At 64.4% G+C, this 21,644-nt stretch carries 17 protein-coding genes, 2 tRNA genes and 1 pseudogene; all 20 read left to right on the top strand.

All coding sequences use genetic code 11. From position 1 onward, the window contains the following. Position 1 precedes the first annotated feature (1 nt). The 20 genes and pseudogenes from AB5Z14_RS02465 (at position 2) to clpX (ending at position 21,608) form a co-directional block, all read left to right on the top strand. A complete protein-coding gene (locus tag AB5Z14_RS02465; RefSeq protein ID WP_368130132.1) occupies positions 2-1,777 on the top strand; it encodes a hydrogenase large subunit in 1,776 nt (591 codons plus the stop codon). A gap of 1 nt (position 1,778) precedes the next feature. Then, positions 1,779-2,495: a formate hydrogenlyase complex iron-sulfur subunit gene (locus AB5Z14_RS02460; RefSeq protein ID WP_196022398.1), complete on the top strand. Its 717-nt coding sequence runs from the start codon at positions 1,779-1,781 to the stop codon at positions 2,493-2,495. A gap of 2 nt (positions 2,496-2,497) precedes the next feature. After that, positions 2,498-3,280 carry an NADH-quinone oxidoreductase subunit B family protein gene (locus AB5Z14_RS02455; protein WP_368130131.1) on the top strand — a complete coding sequence of 261 codons (783 nt, stop codon included), beginning with the start codon at positions 2,498-2,500 and terminating at the stop codon, positions 3,278-3,280. After that, positions 3,281-3,862: a formate hydrogenlyase maturation HycH family protein gene (locus tag AB5Z14_RS02450; protein WP_368130130.1), complete on the top strand. Its 582-nt coding sequence runs from the start codon at positions 3,281-3,283 to the stop codon at positions 3,860-3,862. It abuts the gene before it with no gap. Continuing rightward, on the top strand, positions 3,862-4,365 hold the full coding sequence (gene hycI / locus AB5Z14_RS02445) for a hydrogenase maturation peptidase HycI (protein WP_368130129.1): 504 nt from the start codon (positions 3,862-3,864) through the stop codon (positions 4,363-4,365). The genes AB5Z14_RS02450 and hycI overlap by 1 nt, the downstream gene beginning before the upstream one ends. A 39-nt stretch (positions 4,366-4,404) precedes the next feature. Next, positions 4,405-5,244, top strand: a complete 840-nt coding sequence (locus tag AB5Z14_RS02440; protein ID WP_368130128.1) for a formate/nitrite transporter family protein — start codon at positions 4,405-4,407, stop codon at positions 5,242-5,244. A 122-nt stretch (positions 5,245-5,366) separates the two neighbouring features. Beyond that, positions 5,367-7,484: a molybdopterin-containing oxidoreductase family protein gene (locus tag AB5Z14_RS02435; protein WP_368130127.1), complete on the top strand. Its 2,118-nt coding sequence runs from the start codon at positions 5,367-5,369 to the stop codon at positions 7,482-7,484. Between the two features lie 52 nt (positions 7,485-7,536). Beyond that, positions 7,537-8,994, top strand: coding sequence for an L-seryl-tRNA(Sec) selenium transferase (gene selA, locus AB5Z14_RS02430; RefSeq protein WP_368130126.1), 1,458 nt, complete (start codon positions 7,537-7,539; stop codon positions 8,992-8,994). Beyond that, the gene (gene selB, locus AB5Z14_RS02425; RefSeq protein ID WP_368130125.1) at positions 8,991-10,958 is read left to right on the top strand and encodes a selenocysteine-specific translation elongation factor; all 1,968 of its coding nucleotides are present in this window, start codon (positions 8,991-8,993) and stop codon (positions 10,956-10,958) included. Before selA ends, selB begins: the two co-directional genes overlap by 4 nt. Before the next feature lie 36 nt (positions 10,959-10,994). Further along, positions 10,995-11,091, top strand: a tRNA-Sec gene (locus AB5Z14_RS02420). A 155-nt stretch (positions 11,092-11,246) separates the two neighbouring features. Then, the gene (gene mobA, locus AB5Z14_RS02415; RefSeq protein ID WP_195620618.1) at positions 11,247-11,879 is read left to right on the top strand and encodes a molybdenum cofactor guanylyltransferase; all 633 of its coding nucleotides are present in this window, start codon (positions 11,247-11,249) and stop codon (positions 11,877-11,879) included. A gap of 15 nt (positions 11,880-11,894) precedes the next feature. After that, positions 11,895-12,290, top strand: a complete 396-nt coding sequence (locus tag AB5Z14_RS02410) for a putative Se/S carrier protein (RefSeq protein ID WP_368130124.1) — start codon at positions 11,895-11,897, stop codon at positions 12,288-12,290. Between the two features lie 257 nt (positions 12,291-12,547). Further along, entirely contained in the window at positions 12,548-13,903 is a 1,356-nt protein-coding gene (gdhA, locus tag AB5Z14_RS02405) for an NADP-specific glutamate dehydrogenase (RefSeq protein WP_368130123.1), read from the top strand. A 166-nt stretch (positions 13,904-14,069) separates the two neighbouring features. Continuing rightward, positions 14,070-14,972 carry an FAD binding domain-containing protein gene (locus tag AB5Z14_RS02400; RefSeq protein ID WP_368130122.1) on the top strand — a complete coding sequence of 301 codons (903 nt, stop codon included), beginning with the start codon at positions 14,070-14,072 and terminating at the stop codon, positions 14,970-14,972. Further along, positions 14,972-15,415 (top strand): annotated as a pseudogene (locus AB5Z14_RS10185) ((2Fe-2S)-binding protein); the annotation flags it as partial. The gene AB5Z14_RS02400 and the pseudogene AB5Z14_RS10185, both read left to right, overlap by 1 nt. Before the next feature lie 177 nt (positions 15,416-15,592). Further along, entirely contained in the window at positions 15,593-17,803 is a 2,211-nt protein-coding gene (locus tag AB5Z14_RS02395; protein WP_438265647.1) for a xanthine dehydrogenase family protein molybdopterin-binding subunit, read from the top strand. A gap of 140 nt (positions 17,804-17,943) precedes the next feature. After that, positions 17,944-18,027, top strand: a tRNA-Leu gene (locus tag AB5Z14_RS02390). An 88-nt stretch (positions 18,028-18,115) separates the two neighbouring features. Next, complete coding sequence (gene tig / locus AB5Z14_RS02385) at positions 18,116-19,417, top strand: trigger factor (RefSeq protein WP_231501567.1); 1,302 nt, start codon at positions 18,116-18,118, stop codon at positions 19,415-19,417. Between the two features lie 162 nt (positions 19,418-19,579). Continuing rightward, entirely contained in the window at positions 19,580-20,200 is a 621-nt protein-coding gene (locus AB5Z14_RS02380) for an ATP-dependent Clp protease proteolytic subunit (RefSeq protein WP_022095182.1), read from the top strand. A 1-nt stretch (position 20,201) separates the two neighbouring features. After that, a complete protein-coding gene (gene clpX / locus AB5Z14_RS02375; protein WP_117639235.1) occupies positions 20,202-21,608 on the top strand; it encodes an ATP-dependent Clp protease ATP-binding subunit ClpX in 1,407 nt (468 codons plus the stop codon). Positions 21,609-21,644 lie beyond the last annotated feature (36 nt).

Genomic DNA, 21,644 nt, shown 5'->3' with positions numbered 1-21,644 from the left:
AATGACAGAAACTACCGATAACAAGGTGTATGCCCGCCGCTGCGAGAGCCATGTCGAGGCCCTGCGCCGCGCTGTTCCGGGCTGCATCGAGAAGGTCGAGTGGCAGTGCGAGGACCAGCTGACGATCACCGTCAAGCAGGACAAGCTGCCCGAGGCCGTCCACTACCTGTACTACGAGCGCTACGGCTGGATTCCCGTGATCGTCGGCAACGACGAGCGCAGCCTGTGCGGCCGCTACGCCGTGTACTACGTCATCTCCATGGAGGGGGAGGACCCCGGCTGGGTGACCGTGCGCACCGAGGTCGACCCCGCCAAGATGACGTTCCCGTCCGTGACGCCGTTCGTCCCCGCCTGCGTGTGGGGCGAGCGCGAGCTGCGCGATATGTTCGGCCTGATTCCCGAGGGCCTGCCCGATCGCCGTCGCCTGGTGCTGCCCGACGACTGGCCGAGCGGCCTGTACCCGCTGCGCAAGGACTCCATGGACTACCGTTATCGCCCCGCTCCCGCGAGCGATATGGAGAACTACGAGTTCCTGGCCGATACCAAGGGCAAGGAGACGACGCTCGTCCCCATGGGACCGCTGCACATTACCTCCGATGAGCCCGGCCACTTCCGTCTGTTCGTCGAGGGTGAGACGATCGTCGACGCCGACTACCGTCTGTTCTACGTGCACCGTGGTATGGAGAAGGTCGCCGAGACGCGCTTGAACTATGACGCCGTGACGTTCCTTGCCGACCGTATCTGTGGCATCTGCGGCTGCGCCCACTCGGTGGCCTATGCCGAGGCCGTCGAGCGTGCCCAGGGCGTCCACGTCCCGCCGCGCGCCCAGTACATCCGCGCCATCATGCTTGAGGTCGAGCGTCTGCACTCGCACCTGCTCAACATTGGCCTGGCGTCGCACTACACTGGCTTCGACTCCGGCTTCCAGCAGTTCTTCCGCGTCCGCGAGAAGTCGATGGACCTGGCCGAGAAGCTCTCCGGTCACCGCAAGACCTATGGCCTCAACGTGATCGGCGGCGTGCGTCGCGACATCCTGGCCGAGCAGAAGCTCTCCACGCTCACGACCATCCACCAGCTGCGCTCCGAGGTCCAAGAGCTCGTTGACGTGCTGCTCTCCACGCCCAACTTTATTGAGCGTACGAGCGGCATCGGCATCCTCGACCGCAAGATCGCCCGCGACTTTTCGCCGGTCGGCCCGCTCATGCGCGGCTCGGGTTATGCCCGCGACGTGCGCTTCGATCATCCCTTCGATGGCTATGCCGACCCCGACATCCAAAAGATGCACGCGGCCACGGCCGACACCTGCGATGCCTTTGGCCGTACCGCCGTCCGCATCCAGGAGGTCTACGATTCGATCGATATGATCGAGACCATGCTCGAGAACTGCCCGTCGGGTCCCATCCTCACCACGGATTGGGAGTACACCCCGCACAAGTACGCCATCGGTGCTACCGAGGCGCCGCGCGGCGAGGACGTGCACTGGGCCATGCTCGGCAACAACCAGAAGTGCTACCGCTGGCGCGCCAAGGCCGCTACGTACAGCAACTGGCCGGTCTTGCGCTACATGTTCCGCGGCAACACCGTGGGCGACGCGGCGCTCATCGTCGGCTCGCTCGACCCGTGCTACTCCTGCACCGACCGCGTGACGGTGACCGATGTCGCCGCCAAGCGCGACCACGTGCTCGACAAGGAGCAGTTCGAGAACGTCTGGCGCGACAAGTCGCCGCTTGCGGGCGAGGGCACCATGGCCTCTCCGCTCGATGAGGAGGCGCTCTAATATGCTGAAGCTTTGGAAGGTTAACGCCAAGGCCGGCGACGCGACGGTCAAGTACCCGTTTGCGCCGTTCCCCACCAATAAGGACATGCGCGGCAAGCCCGAGCACAATGCCGAGCTCTGCATCGCTTGCGGTGCCTGCGGCGTGGCGTGCCCGGCCGATGCCATTCGCATGGACACCGACCTTGCGGCCGATACCATCACCTGGTCGATCGACTACGGCCGCTGCATCTTCTGCGGCCGCTGCGAGGAAGCCTGCCCCATGGAGGCCATCAAGCTCACCGAGGAGTTTGAGCTGGCCGTCATGAGCAAGGACGACCTCACCAGCAAGAGCGTCTATACGCTCGAGCACTGCTCGCGCTGCGGCAAGCCGTTTGCCCCGCACAAGGAGATCGACTACGCCAAGCGCCTGCTGCAAAAGGCCGGCGGCATGGAGGCCGAGCAGGCCGCCCGTACCGTCGGTATGTGCCAGGAGTGCAAGCGTGAGCTCGACGCCCTGCGCGCCGCCTCGGCCGTAAAGACCGGTAACGCGCACGGCATGGCTGCCAACGAGACGCTTGCGTCCGGCGAGCCCCAGGGCCCCGGCATGGAGTATCTGGGCGGCCACGGCGTGAACCCGGAGTATATCGACCGCGAGCTCAACCCCGATGCGCCCGAGATTCCCGCCGGCCCGGCGCCGGTCGAGGGCATCATCATGGATTTTGAAACGAAGGAGGAGTAACCATGGCCGAACCCACGCTTTTGCCCGAGCGGCTCCAGTACCGCCCGACCAAGATCGAGCTCGACGAGAGCATCGAGAAGGCCAAGGCGACCCTTCTTAAGAAGATCAAGCGCTCGGTGTACGTCTACCGTGTTGACTGCGGTGGCTGCAACGGCTGCGAGATCGAGATCTTCGGTTCCATCACGCCCGTCTTCGACGTCGAGCGCTTTGGCATCAAGGTCGTGCCCTCGCCCCGTCACGCCGACGTGCTGCTGTACACCGGTGCCGTGACGCGTGCCATGCGCATGCCGGCCCTGCGCGCCTTTGAGGCCGCACCCGATCCCAAGATCGTGGTGTCCTATGGCGCTTGCGGCTGCACCGGTGGCATCTTCTACGACAACTACTGCGTCTGGGGCGGCACGGACAAGATCTTGCCGGTCGATGTCTACATCCCCGGCTGCCCGCCCAGCCCCGCGCAGACCATCTACGGCTTTGCCATGGCGCTCGGTCTGCTGGACCAAAAGCTCCATGCCGAGACCACGGTGGAGGCCGCCGGCGAGCAGGCCGATATCCTGCACCCCGGTGTGCCGTACAAGCTGCGCGTTGCCATCGAGCGCGAGGCTCGCGCCATGAGCGGCTACCGTTACGGCCGCGACTTGGCCAACGAGTTTATGGACACGCTTGAGGGTGCGCCCAAGGGCGATATCCGTGGTGCCATGGCGCTGCTCATCGACAAGCAGGACGATCCGCGCCGCGTTGAGGTCTACTCGGCGCTGCAGGATCTGGTGCTGGCCGGAGGTTGCTAGATGGAGCTCACGGACCGCTCTGGTTACTTTGCGGGCCCCGGCATGCTCGGCGGCTCCTTCGGTGACGCCTCGCGCGCAAGCGTCGAGGCCGCCGAGGGCGTCGCCGACCCCTGCCTGGGGCATGCGCCCGACCAGGTGGTCTTCTACGAGCTCACGCGCAAGTTTGTCGAGACCGAGGAAGACGTTCCCGAGGAGGCCTGCGACGTGCTGTACTATACGCTCGCCGTGGGCCACCACACCGGCGTGCTCGATTGCTTTGAGCCGCGCCTGTCCGTGCCGGTGGATGTCTTCTATTCGCTGGTCGATGCGCTGCCGGAAGGGGAGGCCAAAATCAAGTTTGAGGCCATCCGCTCCTTTGGCGAGTGCCAGCTCGACAAGGCCGCGGTGCCGTCCCTGCTCGAGGCGTGCGATGCGCTGCTCGACGAGCGCGGCTTTCGCGGTTCGGCCAAGGCCGGCATCTCGGTGTTCGATGATGACTTTGGCCTGCATGCCCAGCAGGTCGCGTTTCTGATGAAGTTCCGCGATCTGGTGGAGCGCGTGCGCGACGTGTCGGGCGTGTATCTGACGGGGAGGCTGCAGTAATGGGCCGCGTTGTCGATGGCCGCGTGAACGATGCGCCCTTTGCGGGCATTGTGCTCACGGCGGGAAGCGTGCTGCGCGCCGACGATGCCGCCGGCCCCGTGCTCTCCAAAAAGATGGAGGACGCGCCTCTTGCCGGCTGGTACACCATCGACGGCGGCCAGACGCCCGAGGATGACATCATCGAGGTCAAGCGTGAGCGTCCGCCGCGCCTGGTTCTGGTCGATGCCGCCGACATGGCCCTACCCGTCGGATCCATCCGTCTGCTCGATAAGACCGACGTCGCGCGCAAGTCGATGTTCACCACACATTCGCTTCCGCTCTCGATTCTGATCGAAGAGATCGAGCAATCATGCGATGATATCGTCTTCGTAGGGATTCAGCCGGGCGACACGGAGTTCTACAACCCCATGTCCCCGGAGGTCTTTGACGCCGTCGACGCCGTGTACGACGCCGTGGCCGCCAACGACTTTTCCCGCTTTGTCCGCTTGGGGCAGGAGCTGTAGGAGCGCTTGTCCCTGCTGATTTGGAAAGAAGTGATTGACATGGCAGATACCAAGGTGGAGTATCCCGCTCCCGATTGCCTGGCACCCGCCGCGATCGAGGCAAAGACCGAGGCCGCCGGCGTGACCAAGGCCAACCTGCCGGTCGCCAAGGCCTTTGTCTTGGCAATGTTCGCCGGTGCGTTCATCGCCTTCGGCGGCCTGTTCTTTACCGTGTTTTTGAGCGATAGCACGCTCGGCTGGGGCGCCCAGCGCTTTGTGGGCGGCTTGAGCTTTTGCCTGGGCCTGGTGCTCGTACTGGTGTGCGGCGCCGAGCTGTTTACCGGCAACTCGCTCATGGTCTGTGCGCTCAAGAGCAAAAAGATCACGCTGCCCCAGATGCTCAAGGCGTGGGTCATCGTGTGGGTCGGTAACCTTGTCGGTGCCCTGTTCATCGTCTTTTTGGTGTACATGGCCGGCATCTACAAGCTCAACGGCGAAGCGGTCGCCAACTCCATGGTGAGCGTGGCCGCCGGCAAGGTGACGATCGACTGGGTGACGATCTTCTTCCGCGGCATCCTGTGCAATATCTTTGTGTGCTTGGCCGTGTGGATCGGCACCGCCGGCAAGACCGTGGTCGATAAGGTCGTGGGTATTCTGCTGCCCATCGCCGCCTTTGTGGCCTGCGGTTTTGAGCACTGCGTTGCCAACATGTACTTTTTGCCCATGGGCGCCGTGATGCACGCGTGCGGCTACGGTGCCGACGTTGCCGGTGCCGATGCTTTGAACGTCGCAGGTATCGCGTTTAACCTGTCTGCCGCCACGCTGGGCAACATCGTGGGCGGCGCGGTCCTGATCGCACTGGGCTATTGGTTTATCTACGCCAAGAAGTCCGAGGCGTAAAAGGTCTGTTTGCTGGGTGTTGAGCCTCCCGCGGGGCGTTGCCGTGCGGGAGGCTTATTTGGCCTTGGGGCCTGTTGATCGCCCGTTGGTCTTTGTGCTTTGGTTGGAAAGGAATAATCGAGATGGCATCTGCTGTTGAGTGTGACGGTCGCGCCGTGGTGACCACGTGCGGGGGATGCTATGCCGATTGCGCCTTTGCGGCCCATATTAAGGACGGGCGTGTGGTGGCCGAGCTGCCGGTGCCGGGGCATCCGTGTGCGGCGCGCGCCCTGTGCGCCCGCGGGCGGCATCGCCTATCCATGCCGTTTGACGAGCGCGACCGCATCTTGCACCCCATGCGCCGCCGTGAGGATGGCTCGGGGTTCGATGCGGTGAGCTGGGACGAGGCGTTTGCTCAGATCGCGGCGCGCCTTGCGGGGATAGTGGACGCGCATGGCGCCCGTGCGCTGGGCATGACGCTCGGCGTGCCCTCGTTCGACCGGTATTGGGCCTATCGCTTTATGCATGCGCTGGGGTCGCCCAACGTGTACGGTGCCGATGGCGCCTGCGAGGTGAGCCGTCTGACCGGCTGGGAGCACAGCTTGGGCTACAGTCCGGCGTCCGACCTCGCGCACACCGATTGCATTATGTACCTGGGGCGCTCCATCGTGGATTCGTCGACGATGGGGGCTGTTGATGCGCTCAACGATGCGCGCCGCCGCGGCGCCAAGATCATTGTGGTGGATCCGCGGCGCAGCGGCTCGGCCGCGCTTGCCGACCGCTGGCTGCGCGTGCGCCCGGGCTGCGACTTGGCATTGCTTTTGGGTATTGCGCACGTGCTGATAACCGAGGACCTGTACGATCGCGACTTTGTGGCCCGCTATACCACGGGCTTTGATGAGCTGGCGCAGGCGGCTTGTGCCTGGACGCCCGAGTGGGCTGAGTCGATGTGTGATGTGCCGGCCGACGAGATTGTCGCGACGGCGCGAGATTTGGCCGCTGCGGCGCCCGCCGCCGTGGTCGATGCGGGCTTCCACGGTGGCATTGGCATCGCGTATGCCAACAGCACCCAGACGGCGCGCGCTATCTGCCTGGTCGATGTGTTACTGGGCTGCCTGGGACATGTGGGCGGTGCACTCAACCCGCCGACGCCGCTTGCGCTGGGCGACTTGGACCCTGCGCGCTTTGCGACGCCGCCGGTGCCGCGAGAGCCCAAGTTGGGCTCCGAGCACTATCCGCTCGTCGATCCGGTGCGCGGTCTGTGCACGACCATTGGCCAGTCCATTCTTGCCGGTGACCTGCGCGGGCTCATCGTCTATGCCAGCAATCCCGGTGCGGGCTATGGCAACGCCGATGCGTGGCTTGGCATCTTGCAGCAGCTCGACCTGCTCGTGACCATCGATATCCGCTGGTCCGAGACGGCGCGTGCGTCCGACTTTGTCCTGCCCGATGTGACATATTTGGAGGCCGACCGCGGCGTGGGTACGGTCGTGGGTCGCAACGATGCGCGCGTGTTCTACCGCAACGCGGTGCTGCCCGTGCTGCATGACGACACGCGTCCCGGCCGAGAGATTTTTGCCGGCCTGGCTGCTGCCTGCGGCGTGGGCGAGTACTTTGACTTTTCGCCGGATGACCTTGCGGCGGCCCAGGTGGCCCCGTTTGGAATCGACCTGGCTACGCTCAAGGAGCGCGGCTGGGCCGACACGGGCGTGCCGCTGCCGCCGCGTACGGGCGAGCCGGTGATTCCGCTCGACGGTGGCAAGATTTCGCTGGCAAGCGACGTGTGGGAGCGCGCCGGCTTGGGTCATGTTCCCGGCTGGATTGCGCCCATGGTGGAGCCCGGACCGGGGATGTTTCGCCTCATTAGCGGCAACCGGCCCTTTGAGTCGCATACGTCGCGTAGGCTCGCCGCGGCCGGTGCCGCCGAGTCAGGCTCCGACCTGGATGCCGTGCAGATGAATGCCGACGTCGCCGCGCGCATGGGCATCGCCAACGGCGAGGTCGTCGAGCTGGTGAGCGACATGGGTCGCGACTGTGTGCGCGTGGAGACCACGCCCTATCTGCATCCGGCGTGCATCTTTACGTCGGCGGCTCCGGGCGGGCGTTCGTTCGGTGCTGGTGTGGATGGTGCCCAAGCGCTTGGCGTCGGCCCGCTCGACCACATGCCGCTGCGCTGGGATCCCATTACGGGTGCTGCGCTCACCCAAGAAAACGCCGTTCGCGTGGAAAAGATTGCGCCGCGCGGGGATAATGACGAGTAATTGACTCAGCCGATTCATTTGGCTGATCCACGTTTGTTTTGAAAGGCCGCACATGAGCGATAGCCAGAACATTTCCGATGAGGTGCGCGCCTGTCTGCGCGCCATCCCTTCTGTCAACGAGTTGCTCGCCGAGTGGCCGGTGGTGAAGGCGGCGGGGGAGACGTGCGACGCGGTGGTCCATGCCGCTGTCACGGCCGAGCTCGACGAGGAACGTGCCGCCATCCGCGCCGGCGCTGCCCCGCGTTCCAAGCGCGAGCTGGCATCGGCCATCGAATTCCGTGCGCATCGCTCTGCGCTGCCGAGCCTGCGCCCGGCCGTTAACGCCACGGGCGTGGTCATCCATACCAACCTGGGTCGCGCTCCGCTCGCGGAGTCGGCTGCCAAGGCCGTGGCCGAGGTCGCGCGCGGGTACAGCACGCTCGAGTACAGCGTCGACACCTGTTCGCGCGGGTCGCGCAAGGAGCACGCCGCACAGCTGATTCGCTCGCTTACCGGTGCCGAAGATGCGCTCGTTGTCAATAACAATGCCGCCGCGGTGCTGCTGGTGCTGGCCACCCATGCCGCGGGCAAAGAGGTCATCGTGAGCCGCGGCGAGCTCGTCGAGATCGGTGGTAGCTTCCGCATCCCCGATGTCATGGCAGCCTCGGGTGCGCGACTTGTCGAGGTCGGTGCCACCAACCGCACGCACCTGGTCGATTACGAGCGCGCCATCACGCCCGACACGGCTATGATCCTGAAGGTCCACCCTTCCAACTACCGCATCGAGGGCTTTCACGAGGAAGTGAGCTCCAGGGAGCTTGCCGCGCTGGCCCACAAGCATGGACTGCTGTTCTACGAGGACCAGGGCTCGGGCGCGCTGCTGCCCGACGACATCCTGGTCCGCGGCGGCGAGGAGACCACGCCGACCTCGGTCGCCGCCGGGCTCGACATCGTGTCGTGCTCGGGCGATAAACTGCTCGGTGCCGCGCAGGCGGGCATTATCATGGGCCGTCGCGACCTGATCCAGGCCTGCGGCTCGCATCCGCTCATGCGCGCCCTGCGCCCGGGTAAGCTCGCGCTGACGGCGCTCGAGGCTACGCTGCGCATCTACATGGACGGCGCCGATGTGGCCCATCGCGACATTCCGGTGCTCAGCATGCTTACGCTTCCGCAAGCTCATCTGGAGCGTCGTGCACGCAAGCTGCGCGACCTTATGGCGGCTGGGCTCGATAAAGCCGGCTGCCCGTGCGCCGTTGAGCTGGAGATCGTCGAGGAGTCGTCGACCCCCGGTGGCGGATCGCTGCCCACCGTTGAGCTGCCGACGATGTGCGTTGCCGTGCGCCTTGTTGACGAGCGCCTGACGGTCGACGCACTCAAGCGCTCGCTTGTCCAAGACTTCGACACGCCGGTCGTCACGCGCACCTCGCATGATCGCATCCTGTTTGACGTTCGCACGCTCGTGGGCGACCGCGATATCGAGACCGCGGCCTCGACGCTTTCCGCGTGCGTTGCCAAGGCGGCGCGCCGATGAGCCCGGATAACACACTCGTGGAATGCCCCGTCATCGTGGGCACGGCGGGCCACGTCGACCATGGCAAGTCGGCGCTCATTGAGGCCCTGACCGGCAAAAACCCCGACCGCTTGGAAGTTGAGCGTCGCCGCGGCATGACCGTGGAGCTCGGCTTTGGCGAGCTGGCCCTGCCGAGCGGCAAGATCGTTGGCCTGGTCGATGTGCCGGGACATGCGCACTACCTGCGCGCCATGGTGCAGGGCGCCACGGGCATCGATGTGGCCGTACTGGTGGTTTCGGCCGTCGAGGGCGTGATGCCGCAGACGCGCGAGCACGTGCATGTGCTGGAGCTGTTGGGCGTTTCGCACATGGTGGTCGCGCTGACGATGTGCGACCTGGCTGATGCCGAGATGACCGAACTTGCCGAGCTCGATGTTGATGACTTTTTGTCGGGCACGGTATTTGCCGGCTCTCCGATCGTGCCCGTGTCGTCTAAGACGGGCGTGGGGATTGATTCGCTGCTGGCCGTGCTCGACGAGTGCGTGGATGCTTGCTGGGATGCTTGCCGCGGTCGTGCCGAGCGAACCGACGCCGCGCCGCGCCTGCCGATTGACCGCTGCTTTACGATCAAGGGCGCCGGCACAGTCGTGACGGGAACGCTGCACGATGCGCCGATCGCGGTGGGCGACGAACTCGTCGCGCTACCGCCGCGTACGACCTGCCGCGTGCGCGGAATTCAGGTGCATGGCGACACACAGCGGGCGCTGCCCGGTCAGCGTGTAGCGCTCAACCTGGTAGGCGATGGCGTCGCGGTGCTCGATCGCGGTGAGATGCTCGGCGTAGAGGGCCGCTTAGGCCAGACGCTGCGCTTTATGATGACGTTTACGTATCTGGGCCGCGAGGGCGCCAAGCCGCGCGTGCTCGAGTCGGGTGCGCGTGTGCACGTGATGGCGGGTACGGCCGAGGTCGTCGGTCGCATCATGTTCATGGAGGGCGAGGCCCCCATGGCGGTGGGCGAGACCCGTATTGTTCAGGTGCGCTTGGAAAACTCGCTGCCGCTACGCGCCGGGGACCATGCCGTGGTGCTGTCCTATTCGCCCGTGATGCTTATTGGCGGCGGGCGCGTGATGCTTTCGCGCTGCCGTCGCTCGCGCGAGCTTGTCGAAGGGGAGCGTGCGCTGTATGCGGCGCTCGAGTCCGGCGATATCGCGGGCGGTGTGGGCGCTTGGCTGGCGTTGCAGGCGCTGCCGGTTACGGCGGTTGATGTTGCCGAGGCTTTGGATCTTGGTGTCGGCGAGGTCGATGCCGCACTGCGCGGGTTTGTGGCGCAGGGCTCCGTTCGCAAGCTTGCCGTGGGTGATGCGGATCTCTTGGCGGACGCCGCGGTGCTCGACGCCGCGATGGATGCGCTGGCGGCGACCCTGTCAGCCATGCACGCGGCGGCTCCCAAGGAGACGGGCTTTACGCCCGGCGCCGTTGCCCATGCTGCGTGGCCTACCGCTGGTGATACAGTTGCCGCAGCCCTGATTTCCGAGGGCTGCTCGCGCGGCGTTTGTGCCGCCGAGGGCGCCGAGGTGTTCGATCCGCACTCCGCTGCCGCCGCGGCGCGTGTGGTGCGCGAGGCCTGCGAACGTATCGTTGCCTTGCTGGATGAAGCCGGCCTCGATGCACCGACGTTGCCCGAGATGGGCGAGCGGTTGCAGCTCGATCGCGACACCATGACGCGTGCCCTGCGCGAGCTTTCGCTCAACCGTTCCATCGTGAAGATCGAGCGCGACGTTGCCTTGTCCGACACCGTGGAGTCGCACGCGCGCGAGCTTGTCGCCGCCGCTATCGCCGATGCCGGTGGCGCTGCCACCACGAGTGTATTGCGCGAGGCGCTGGGCGTGTCGCGCAAACGTGCCATCAGCATCTTGGAGCACCTGGATGCTGTGCGCTTTACAGTGCTCGACAAGGAGGCCGGCGGCCTGAGGTCCCTACGCTAGATTGACTGCTCGGTTTGGTAAAATACCTCCGCACTTGGGAACGGATGGGCTCCGGTGGGCTCCGCGGTCCTCAAAACCGTTGCGAGGCGTGCAAAACGTCTTGGATGTGTTCGATTCACATACGTTCCCGCCATATGCTATCAGCGCTTTTGTGCTCGCGGTCTTGCTGCGTGCCGCAAAGGCGCTGTTTTGTTTTTGCGCGGGTTTGCCGTGCCGTCCGCTTTATCGGCGACGGTATTTGGCTTCGTGTGCCGGGTTTTGAGTATGCCGATGGGGGTGGTTTGCCGTATGACTACCGTAAGACGGGCCGATCTTTCTTGTGTCGTCCAGGCGGGCGGGCTGTCCTCGCGCATGGGCTGCGATAAGGCGCGCATGGCGTTTTGCGGCGAGCCGCTCATCGAGCGCGTGCTGGGTCGGCTGGCGCCAGTTGCCGGCGAGTTGGTCGTGACGACTTCGCGTCCCAGCGAGCTTGCCTACCTTGAGGAGCACACGTTTGGCGGCCTGGTGCCGCGTGTGGTGGCGGATCTTGAAGGGTCGGCGGGCGCCATGCGCGGCATCGCGAGCTCGTTGGCCGCGGCCCGATTGCCGCTCGTGGCGATCGTTGCCTGCGATATGCCGTTTGTCTCGCCGGAACTCATCGGCGCGCTTGCCGATCGTGTTGAGGCCGAGGCGCTCGATGTGTGCGTGCCGCGCGAGGAGCGGGGGATTGAGCCGCTTTGCGCTGTCTGGCGCCGTGACGCGTGCGCGCCGGTTGCCCAAGAGCTGCTCGCCTGCGACCGCCAACGCATTCGCTGCCTGATCAATCGCGTTCAAGCTGGTTATATGGATGAGCCGCAGATCGTTAAGGCCGCGGGCTCGACGCTCTGCTTCGAGAACGTCAATACGCCCGAGGAGTTTGCGGCGGCCGAGTTGCTTGCCTAGACGATTGGAGTTGCCATGTCTCACGATATTTGTCCCGACACGGGAGAACCTTGCACTTGCGACGGGTCCGAACCCTGTACCTGCGGCTGCGGAGGCTGCGGGCATACCGCGGAAGAGGAAGCGACCGCCGCGGCGTATCGTGAGGCACACCGCGAAGGCCCGTCCGGTGATGCCCTCGACCACGAACGCAAGATCATCGTATCGTTCGACAGCACGTTCGATGTGATGGAATGCGAGCAGCTGTGCCTTGCCGCCGGTGTTCCCGGGCGCATCATGCCGCTGCCCGGCTCCATCACCGCCGGCTGCGGACTGTGCTGGGCCATGCCGTTCTCGGGCGATGCCCTCGCCGCCTTCCGCGCCGCCACCGAGGGCCGCGTAACCCCCGCCGACTACCACCAACTCGTCCTCTAACCACCAAAACCACCACATTGGGGACAGGCCCCTTTGTGGTGGTTTGGAACACGTGGACGAAACAGGTTTGAAACACGGGTTTTGCACGTCAGGCACTCAAAAACGCCTCTACCTGCATCGTAATCAAAACGAAACATCTGCCCGTCGGCTTATGCGTAACTTTGCTGCAACAGTGCGATATTATCCATACTCGATAAAGCTCACGGCGCATGGGGCGCCGCGAACGACACCTTTCTTTTCCATCAATTGGAGGAAGCATGAGCTACACGCAGAAAGTTCTCGACGAGCTCAAGGCCCGCTATCCCGAGCAGCCTGAGTTCATCCAGGCCGCGACCGAGATCCTCGGTACCATCCAGCCGGCGCTCGACGCCCACCCCGAGTACGAGGAGGCCGCCCTGCTGGAGCGCCTCGTCGAGCCCGAGCGCATCGTTATGTTCCGTGTCCCCTGGGTCGACGACCAGGGCAAGGTCCAGGTCAACCGCGGTTACCGCGTCGAGTTCAACTCTGCCATTGGACCCTACAAGGGCGGCCTGCGCTTTAACCCGACGGTCACCCTGGGCATGCTCAAGTTCCTGGGCCTGGAGCAGATCCTCAAGAACAGCCTGACCACCCTTCCCATGGGCGGCGGCAAGGGCGGTTCCGACTTTGACCCCAAGGGCAAGTCCAACAACGAGATTATGCACTTCTGCCAGTCCTTCATGACCGAGCTCTATCGCCATATTGGCCCCAATACCGACGTTCCCGCCGGCGACCTGGGCGTTGGCGGCCGCGAGGTTGCCTACATGTTCGGTCAGTACAAGCGCCTGACCAACGAGTGGACCGGCGTCCTTACCGGCAAGGGCCTCTCCTTTGGCGGCTCGCTCGCCCGTACCGAGGCCACCGGCTACGGTCTGGTCTACTTTGTGGACGAGTTCCTCAAGAGCCGCGGCGAGTCCTTCGAGGGCAAGAACGTCGTCGTTCACGGCTCCGGTAACGTCGCTATCTACGCGGTCCAGAAGGTCGCCCAGCTCGGCGGCAAGGTCCTGGCTTGCTCCGACACCCACGGCTGGGTCGAGGATCCCGACGGCATCGACTACACCGTGCTCGAGCATGTCTACAACAAGAAGCGCTCCGGCCACGACAAGGGCGTCACGCTCGCTATGTACGTTGACGAGAAGCCCAATGCCACGTGGCACGAGGGCGACGGCCGCGGCGTGTGGCAGCTTCCCTGCGACATCGCGCTGCCCTGCGCTCGCGAGAACACGCTGTTGCTCGAGGACGCCCAGGCGCTCGTCGCCAACGGCTGCAAGGTGGTCGGCGAGGGCGCGAACATGCCCACGACCATCGAGGCCACGACCTACTTCCAGGAGAACGGCGTCGCCTTTATGCCCGGTAAGGCTGCCAACGCCGGCGGCGTGCTCGTGTCCGGCCTGGAGATGAGCCAGAACGCCGAGCACCTGTCCTGGACCTTCGAGGAGGTCGACGGCAAGCTCGAGCAGCTCATGCGCGGCATGTTCCACAACGTGGACGACACAGCCAAGGAGTACGGCGAGGAGGGCAACTTCGTCATGGGCGCCAACATCGCCGGCTTCCTGAAGGTCGCCGACGCCATGCTCGCCCAGGGCGTCTGCTAAATCTTCGCTCGATATAGCATCGCAGAAGGCTCCCAGTCATCTTGGCTGGGAGCCTTTTTGATCCGCATGCGACGGAGGAAAACGGTTCATTTTGTCCCGACACGAGCTGTGCCCCCTCGTTTGGTACACTTAAAGGTACTGGACAAGTGGAGAGATGGGGGAGAACGTGCTCAAGTTCGGTACCTACGTCCGTGTTGGAAACGCGGCCGAAGCCTATGAGCTCTTGCAGAAGAACCGCAACAACAAGATTGTGGGCGGCGGCATCTGGATGCGCCTGGGTTCGCGTCGTGTGGCGACGGCGATTGACCTTTCGGCCTGCGGACTCGATCAGATCGAGGAGACCGAGACCGAGTTTCGCATCGGTGCCATGTGCACCCTGCGCCAGCTCGAGCGTCATGCCGGGCTCAACGCGCTTGTCAACAATGTCTTTGAGTTCGCCGTCCACGACATCGTGGGCGTGCAGCTGCGCAATACCGCCACGGTGGGCGGCAGCATCTACGGCCGCTTTGGCTTCTCGGACGTTCTCTCGGCGTTCCTCGCGCTCGATTCCTATGTTGAGCTGACGGGTGCCGGCCGCGTGTCGCTCGCGGAGTTCGTGGATATGGGCTATGTGCGCGACGTGATCGAGCACGTCGTAGTCGTCAAGCACGATTACCGTGCGAGCTACGAGGCCGTGCGCAAGGCCGCGACCGATTTCCCCTCGCTGAACGTCACCGCCGCATGGTGGGACGGCTCCTGGCACGTCACCGTGGGCGCCCGCCCGTTGCGCGCGACCCTGCTGCAGGGCGAGGCATGTGGCCTTTCCAGCGAGCAGCCTTCCGAGGACGAGCTTCGCGCCCTTGCTGCATCCGTGCGTGCCCTGAGCTACGGAACCAACCTGTGGGGCTCGGCCGACTACCGCCGTCGCATCTCGGCCCCGCTCGCCGTCCAGGCCGTGCGCCGCGCCGCCGGCATCGAGCTTTCGGCCGCGCTTGCGCACGAGCTCGAGGGCGTGCAGATTCCTAAGTTTGCCACGGACGAGTATTCCTGCCGCCGCGTGCCCGGCGTCGATTCTAGCGAGGTGCGCTAATGGCTGCCAAACTCATCGATCTTTCCTTTACGCTCAACGTCCGCAAGGTCAAGGTTCAGATTGCCCCCGACACCATGCTCTTTTCGCTTTTGCGTGAGCAGGGTTGCGCGTCGGTGCGCTGTGCTTGCGAAACCACCAACTGCGGTCTGTGTACGGTGTGGCTCGACGGCGACCCGGTGCTGAGCTGCTCGGTTCCCGCCGCCCGTGTTGAGGGCCACACCATCACCACGCTTGAGGGCCTCAAGGCCGAGTCCGAGGCGCTTGCCCGCGCGATGGCTGCCGAAGGCGCCGAGCAGTGCGGTTTTTGCGCCCCCGGCCTTATCATGAACGTGCTGGCGCTTGCCCGCGCCGCCAAGGAGGACCCGAGCCTTGTCGCCACGCGCGAGGAGCTGTCGCGCCAGCTCGCCGGCAACCTCTGCCGTTGCAGCGGCTACGAGAGCCAGCTGCGCGCCATTGTCCGCTTCCTCAACGAGTCCGGCGTGCAGGTGGGCTTTGAGATGCCCGAGCTGCCGGTCAACGACACCAGCTGCGACGGTGTCTCGTACAAGCAGATCACCCACAAGCAGCCCAAGAAGGACTCGAAGGCCCTGCTCGAGGGCCGTCCCGTCTACGCGGGCGATATGGTGCCCGCCGGCGCGCTCATCGTCAAACTTAAGCGCAGCCCCTATGCCCGCGCCAAGATCCGCTCCATCGATACGTCGCGCGCCCTGAAGGTGCCTGGCGTGGTGGGCGTTTACACCTACGAGGACGTGCCCAAGCGCCGCTTTACCATCGCCGGTCAGAGCTATCCGCAGCCGAGTCCCTACGACCGCCTGATTCTCGAGAACCTCGTCCGTTACCAAAACGAAGAGGTGACGATTGTCGCCGCCGAGACCGAGGAGGCTGCCGACAAGGCGCTCAAGCTCATCAAGGTCGACTACGAGGTGCTCGAGCCCCTGCTCGACTTTACCCAGGCGCTCGATAACGACATCGTGGTCCACCCCGAGGGCGACGTGACCTTTATGTTCCCGCAGGGCGGCGACGTCCCACGCAACCTGGTGTGCAGCGGCACGAGCGACTTTGGCGATCTTGACGAGGCCTTCGCCCAGAGCGACATCGTCTTTGAGCGCACCTACACCAGCCAGGCCACGCAGACCGCGCCCATGGAGACCTTCCGCGCCTTCGCGACGACCGACGCGTTCGGCCGCATCTCGGTGACCACCTCTACGCAGGTGCCCTTCCACGTGCGCCGCATGGTCGCGCAGTCGCTCGACATTCCGCAGTCGCAGGTGCAGGTCATTAAGCCGCGCATCGGCGGCGGCTTTGGCTCCAAGCAGACGGGCTGCTGCGAGATCTTCGTGGCGTTCGTCACCCAGCAGACTGGCCGTCCGAGCTACTGCTGCTACACCCGCGAGGAGACCATCACTGCGGGCAACTCGCGCCACCAGATGCAGATGACCGTTAAGCTGGGCGCCATGAACGACGGCACCATCACGGCCATCGACCTGCACACGCTGTCCAACGCCGGAGCGTACGGCGAGCACGCCACCACGACGATCGGCCTTTCGGGCCACAAGAGCCTGCCGATTTACAACCATGTAAAGGCGAGCCGCTTTAGCTGGGACGCTGTCTACACCAATACCAACCGCGGCGGCGCGTATCGCGGCTACGGTGCCACCCAGGGCCAGTTTGCCGTGGAGAGTGCCGTCAACGAGCTCGCTGACATGCTGCACATGGACCCCGCCGACCTGCGCCTTAAGAACATCGTGCGCGAGGGCGAGATCATGCCGCAGTACTACAACGAAAAGCTCAACGCCTGCGCACTCGACCGCTGCCTGCTGCGCGCGATGGACATGGTCGGTTGGCGCGACAAGCCGCTGGCCGTCGACCTGGGCGACCGCGTGCGTGCTCTGGGCTGTGCGCTCACCATGCAGGGCTCGGGCATTTCCAACGTGGATATCGCCGGCATCGACATGCGCCTGGAAGAGGACGGCTTCATTTCCATCGGCACCGGCGCCACCGATAACGGCATGGGCGTCGACACGATCCTGGCGCAGATTGCCGCCGAGGAGTTGGGCGTGGAGAGCTCGCTCATTGTGGTGCGCGGCGTGGACACCGACGTGTCGCCGTTCGATGCCGGCTCGTACGCGAGCTCGGGTACGTACGTGACGGGCCTGGCAGCCAAGAACGCCGCGACCGAGCTGCGCGAGAAGATCTGCGCTAAGGCCGCCCAGATGTGGGACGTGGACGCCGCCGACGTGGTCTTTGATGGCCAGTACGTGCGCCTGTCCGACGAGCGTGCCGCGCGCGAGCAGAACCGCTACCTCACGCTGCGTGACTTTGCCAACCTGTGCGTCAAGAACATCGCGGGAGGCGACGCGCTGACCTCGCATGCCTCTGCCTGCCTGCCCGTTTCGCCTCCGCCGTTTATGGCCGGCATTGCCGAGGTCGAGGTCGACAAGGCCACCGGCAAGGTGACTGTGGTGGACTATGCGGCGGCCGTCGACTGCGGCACCGTGATCAACGAGGCGCTCGCGCGCGTCCAGGCCGAGGGCGGCATTGCCCAGGGCATCGGCCACGCGCTCTACGAGATTGTCGAGCACGACGACCGCGGCCGCCTGCGCACCGGCAACTTTATGAGCTACAAGCTGCCCACGCGCCTGGATATCGGCAGTATTCGCGTGGCCTTTGAGCCGAGCTACGAGCCTACGGGCCCGTTTGGCGCCAAGTCGATCGGCGAGGTCGTCATCAACACGCCGCTCGCCGCCGTGGCCTCGGCCGTGGCACACGCCACCGGCCACCAGGTGCGCTCGCTGCCGATCACGCCCGAGAAGGCCCTGCTGGGGGAGTAGCGGGTCGGCGAACAAGTCGTAATGGGCGGGGCGGGGCAACTCGCCCCGCCTTTCGCACTCGTGGTGAGGTCGTGAGCCTGTAAAACGTGTGCGTGCGCTTGTCGTTCGTATCTGCTATCATTCCTAGTCTGTGCGCTCATGCGGGCGTGGCGGAATTGGTAGACGCGCCAGATTTAGGTTCTGGTGGGATTCCCGTGAAGGTTCGAGTCCTTTCGCCCGCACCAACGCATCTGCGTCGGCTTCGGCCGTCGCGACTCTTTGTTGCATAAAGGTACCAGCACCTCAGATAAGCTGGGCAGTATGAGGAGGAACGTGTTGAACATCACCGCTTCTGACGTCAAGGACGCCAAGCTCACCGCTACGGTCACCATCCCGGCCGCCGACGTCGACGCCGCGATCAAGAAGGCCTACAAGGACACCGCCAAGAAGTACCGCTTCCCGGGCTTCCGTGCCGGCAAGGCTCCCCGTCCGGTCATCGATTCCGCTCTTGGCGCCGAGGCTACCCTCGCTCAGGCCACCAACGACCTGATCGCCGCCAACGAGCCCGCCGTCCTCAACGAGCTGGACATCGTCCCCACCAAGAGCGGTGACTACAAGGAGCTCGACCTCGCCAAGGATCACGAGGACTACACCTACACCGTCGAGTTCTCCCTGCGTCCCGCCGCTGAGCTCTCCTCCTTCGACGCTGTCGAGATCGAGATGCCCCCTGCGGAGGTCACCGAGTCCGAGATCAACAACCAGGTCGAGATGCTCCTCAACTACCGTGCCACCTTCGAGGACGTCGAGGGCCGCGCTGTCGAGTCCGAGGACTACGTTACCGTCGACCTCAAGGCCGTCGAGAACGCCGACAACTTTGCCGCCGAGGGCCGTATGCTCATCGCCGGTAGCGACAGCAACCCCGCCGAGTTCAACGAGGCTCTGATCGGCGCCAACGTTGACGACGTCAAGTCCGTCACCTGGACCGACGAGGCCGAGGAGGGCGAGGAGGCCGAGACCCACACCGTCGAGGTCACCGTCAAGGGCATCAAGGTCCGCAACACCCCCGAGCTCACCGACGAGCTCGTCAAGTCTGACTTTGGCTTCGACAGCATCGACGCTATGCGCGACGCCATCAAGATCGAGATCGAGCAGGACAAGGCTTCCCGCCTCCCGGCCGAGAAGGAGAACCGTTGCGTCTCCGCTCTCGCCGAGCGCCTGCAGCTCGACGAGATGGACGCCGACTACGAGCAGTCCGTCTTTGAGGAGCTTGGCCAGAACTTCCTGTCCAACCTCGCTGCCCGCGGCATGACGCTGGACACCTGGCTGCCCGCTTCCGGCCTGACCATGGAGCAGTTCATCGGCGACCTGCACAAGCAGGCCAACGACGTTGCCCGTGAGTCCCTGGCGCTCGACGCTCTCGCCCGTGAGCTCAAGATTGAGGTCACCGAGGACGACATCAACGCCGAGTTCGAGAAGGCTGGCGTCAAGGACGTCGAGGCTTCCAAGGCCGAGTTCATCGCCGATGGCCGCATGCCTGCCGTCCGCGAGTCCATCCGTCGCTCCAAGGCCGTCGATCACCTGGTCGAGAACGCCAAGGTGACTGAGGTCGACGAGACCGCCAAGGACGCCGAGTAATTCTCGCCACCTTGCACGCGAGCGCATGTATGTGCCCGTGATGGGGTAAAGTTATAAGCCGGTTATCCGGTTGCTTCGTACGGTGCCAGCCAATGCATAGCATGCGGGCACCGTACGTTTGTCTAGAGCCACTATTGGTCCGTAAGAGAAATGGAGATGCGTATGATCGCTAAGTTCGATTCCGCCCTCGTGCCATACGTTATCGAGCAGACGCCGCGCGGCGAGCGCAGCTACGATATCTATTCGCGCCTGCTCAACGACCGCATCATCTTCTTGGGCGAGGAGATCAACTCCGTCAGCGCCAACCTGGTCGTTGCCCAGCTGCTGCATCTTGAGAGCCAGGATGCCGAGAAGGATATCTCGCTCTACATCAATTCGCCCGGTGGCGAGGTTTACTCTGGCCTGGCGATTCTTGACACCATGAACTTCATCAAGCCGCAGGTCTCCACCATCTGCGTCGGTATGGCCGCGTCTATGGCTGCCGTGCTGCTTTCGGCCGGCGCCAAGGGCAAGCGCTTCTGCCTGCCGCACTCCAAGGTCATGATTCACCAGCCCAGCGGCGGTGCCCAGGGTCAGCAGACCGAGATCGAGATCGTGGCCGAGGAGATCAAGAAGACCCGCCGTGAGCTCAACCAGATCCTGTCCGATGCCTCGGGCCAGCCGATCGAGAAGGTCCAGGCCGACACCGAGCGCGACAACTACCTGACCGCTGCCGAGGCCCTCGACTACGGCCTGATCGACCGTATCGTCACCTCGCGCGATCTCGCCGCGAAGGACGCCTAGGATGGCAGGAAACATGCAGGACAACTTTGACGAGAACGGCAACCCCATCCGCTGCTCCTTCTGCGGAAAAGAGCAGGGGCAGGTTCGCCGCCTTGTAAAGGGTCCGACCAACATCTTTATCTGCGACGAGTGCGTTGCCGCCTGCTCCGAGATCCTTGAGGAGTCGCTGGCTTCGGACTTTATGGACGCTGCCCGCAACGGCAAGCTGCCGGGCTTCCTCAACGACCACGGCCAGGCTGCATCCCAGCCCGCCGCGGACCCCGAGACCGAGGGTTTTGAGCTCGAGGACGATCGCCAGGTCATCACGCACGTGCCGACGCCGCACGAGATCTATGACGAGCTTTCGGCCTATGTTATGGGTCAGGAGGACGCCAAGCGCGCCATGTCGGTGGCCGTGTACAACCACTATCGCCGCGTGATTGAGGGCGGCGCTGCGGTGTCTGCCTTTGATGACGACATGGGCTCGCAGTTCGATGACGATATGGACGAGGTAGAGCTCGCCAAGTCCAACATCCTGCTGCTCGGTCCCACCGGTACCGGTAAGACCCTGCTGGCCCAGACGCTCGCGCGCATTCTTGAGGTGCCGTTTGCTATCGCCGATGCCACCGCGCTCACCGAGGCCGGCTATGTGGGCGAGGACGTGGAGAACATCCTACTCAAGCTCATTAATGCTGCCGATGGCGACATTGAGCGCGCACAGGTTGGCATCATCTACGTTGACGAGATCGACAAGATTGCCCGCAAGGCTGAGAACCTCTCCATTACCCGTGATGTTTCGGGCGAGGGTGTTCAGCAGGCGCTGCTTAAGATTCTTGAGGGCACGGTGGCCAGCGTTCCGCCCACCGGCGGCCGCAAGCATCCCCAGCAGGAGCTGCTGCAGATCGACACGACCAACATCCTGTTCATCTGCGGCGGTGCCTTTGTGGGTCTGGATAAGATTATCGCCGACCGCGTTGGCAACAAGGGCGTAGGCTTTAACTCCGAGATCGCCGGCCCCACCTCGGTCGACGAGAACGACCTGCTGCGCCAGGTGCTCCCGCAGGACCTCAACGCCTTTGGCATGATCCCCGAGTTCGTGGGCCGTACGCCCGTCGTCACCCAGACGCAGGCACTCGACGAGGACGACCTGGTGTCGATCCTGACCGAGCCAAAGAATGCCGTGGTGCGCCAGTACCGTAAGATGTTCCAGCTCGAGGACGTTGAGCTTGAGTTTGAGGCCGCGGCCCTTCACGAGATCGCCCGTATGGCGCTCGCCCGCAAGACCGGCGCCCGCGGCCTGCGTTCCATCTGCGAGGACGTGCTTCAGCAGACGATGTTCGACCTCCCCAGCGAGGAGGGTGTCGCCAAGGTCATCGTGACCGAAGCGGCGGTTAAGGGCGAAGAACAGCCCCAACGCATCTACGGGTAAACCAGCCAAAAACGTGCTTGCAAATAGCCTCCGACC

The organism is Collinsella aerofaciens (genome assembly GCF_040910265.1).
Lineage (GTDB): Bacteria > Actinomycetota > Coriobacteriia > Coriobacteriales > Coriobacteriaceae > Collinsella > Collinsella aerofaciens_BK.
The sequence above is the reverse complement of the archived record's forward strand: the minus strand, read 5'-3'. Positions and strand labels throughout refer to the sequence as shown.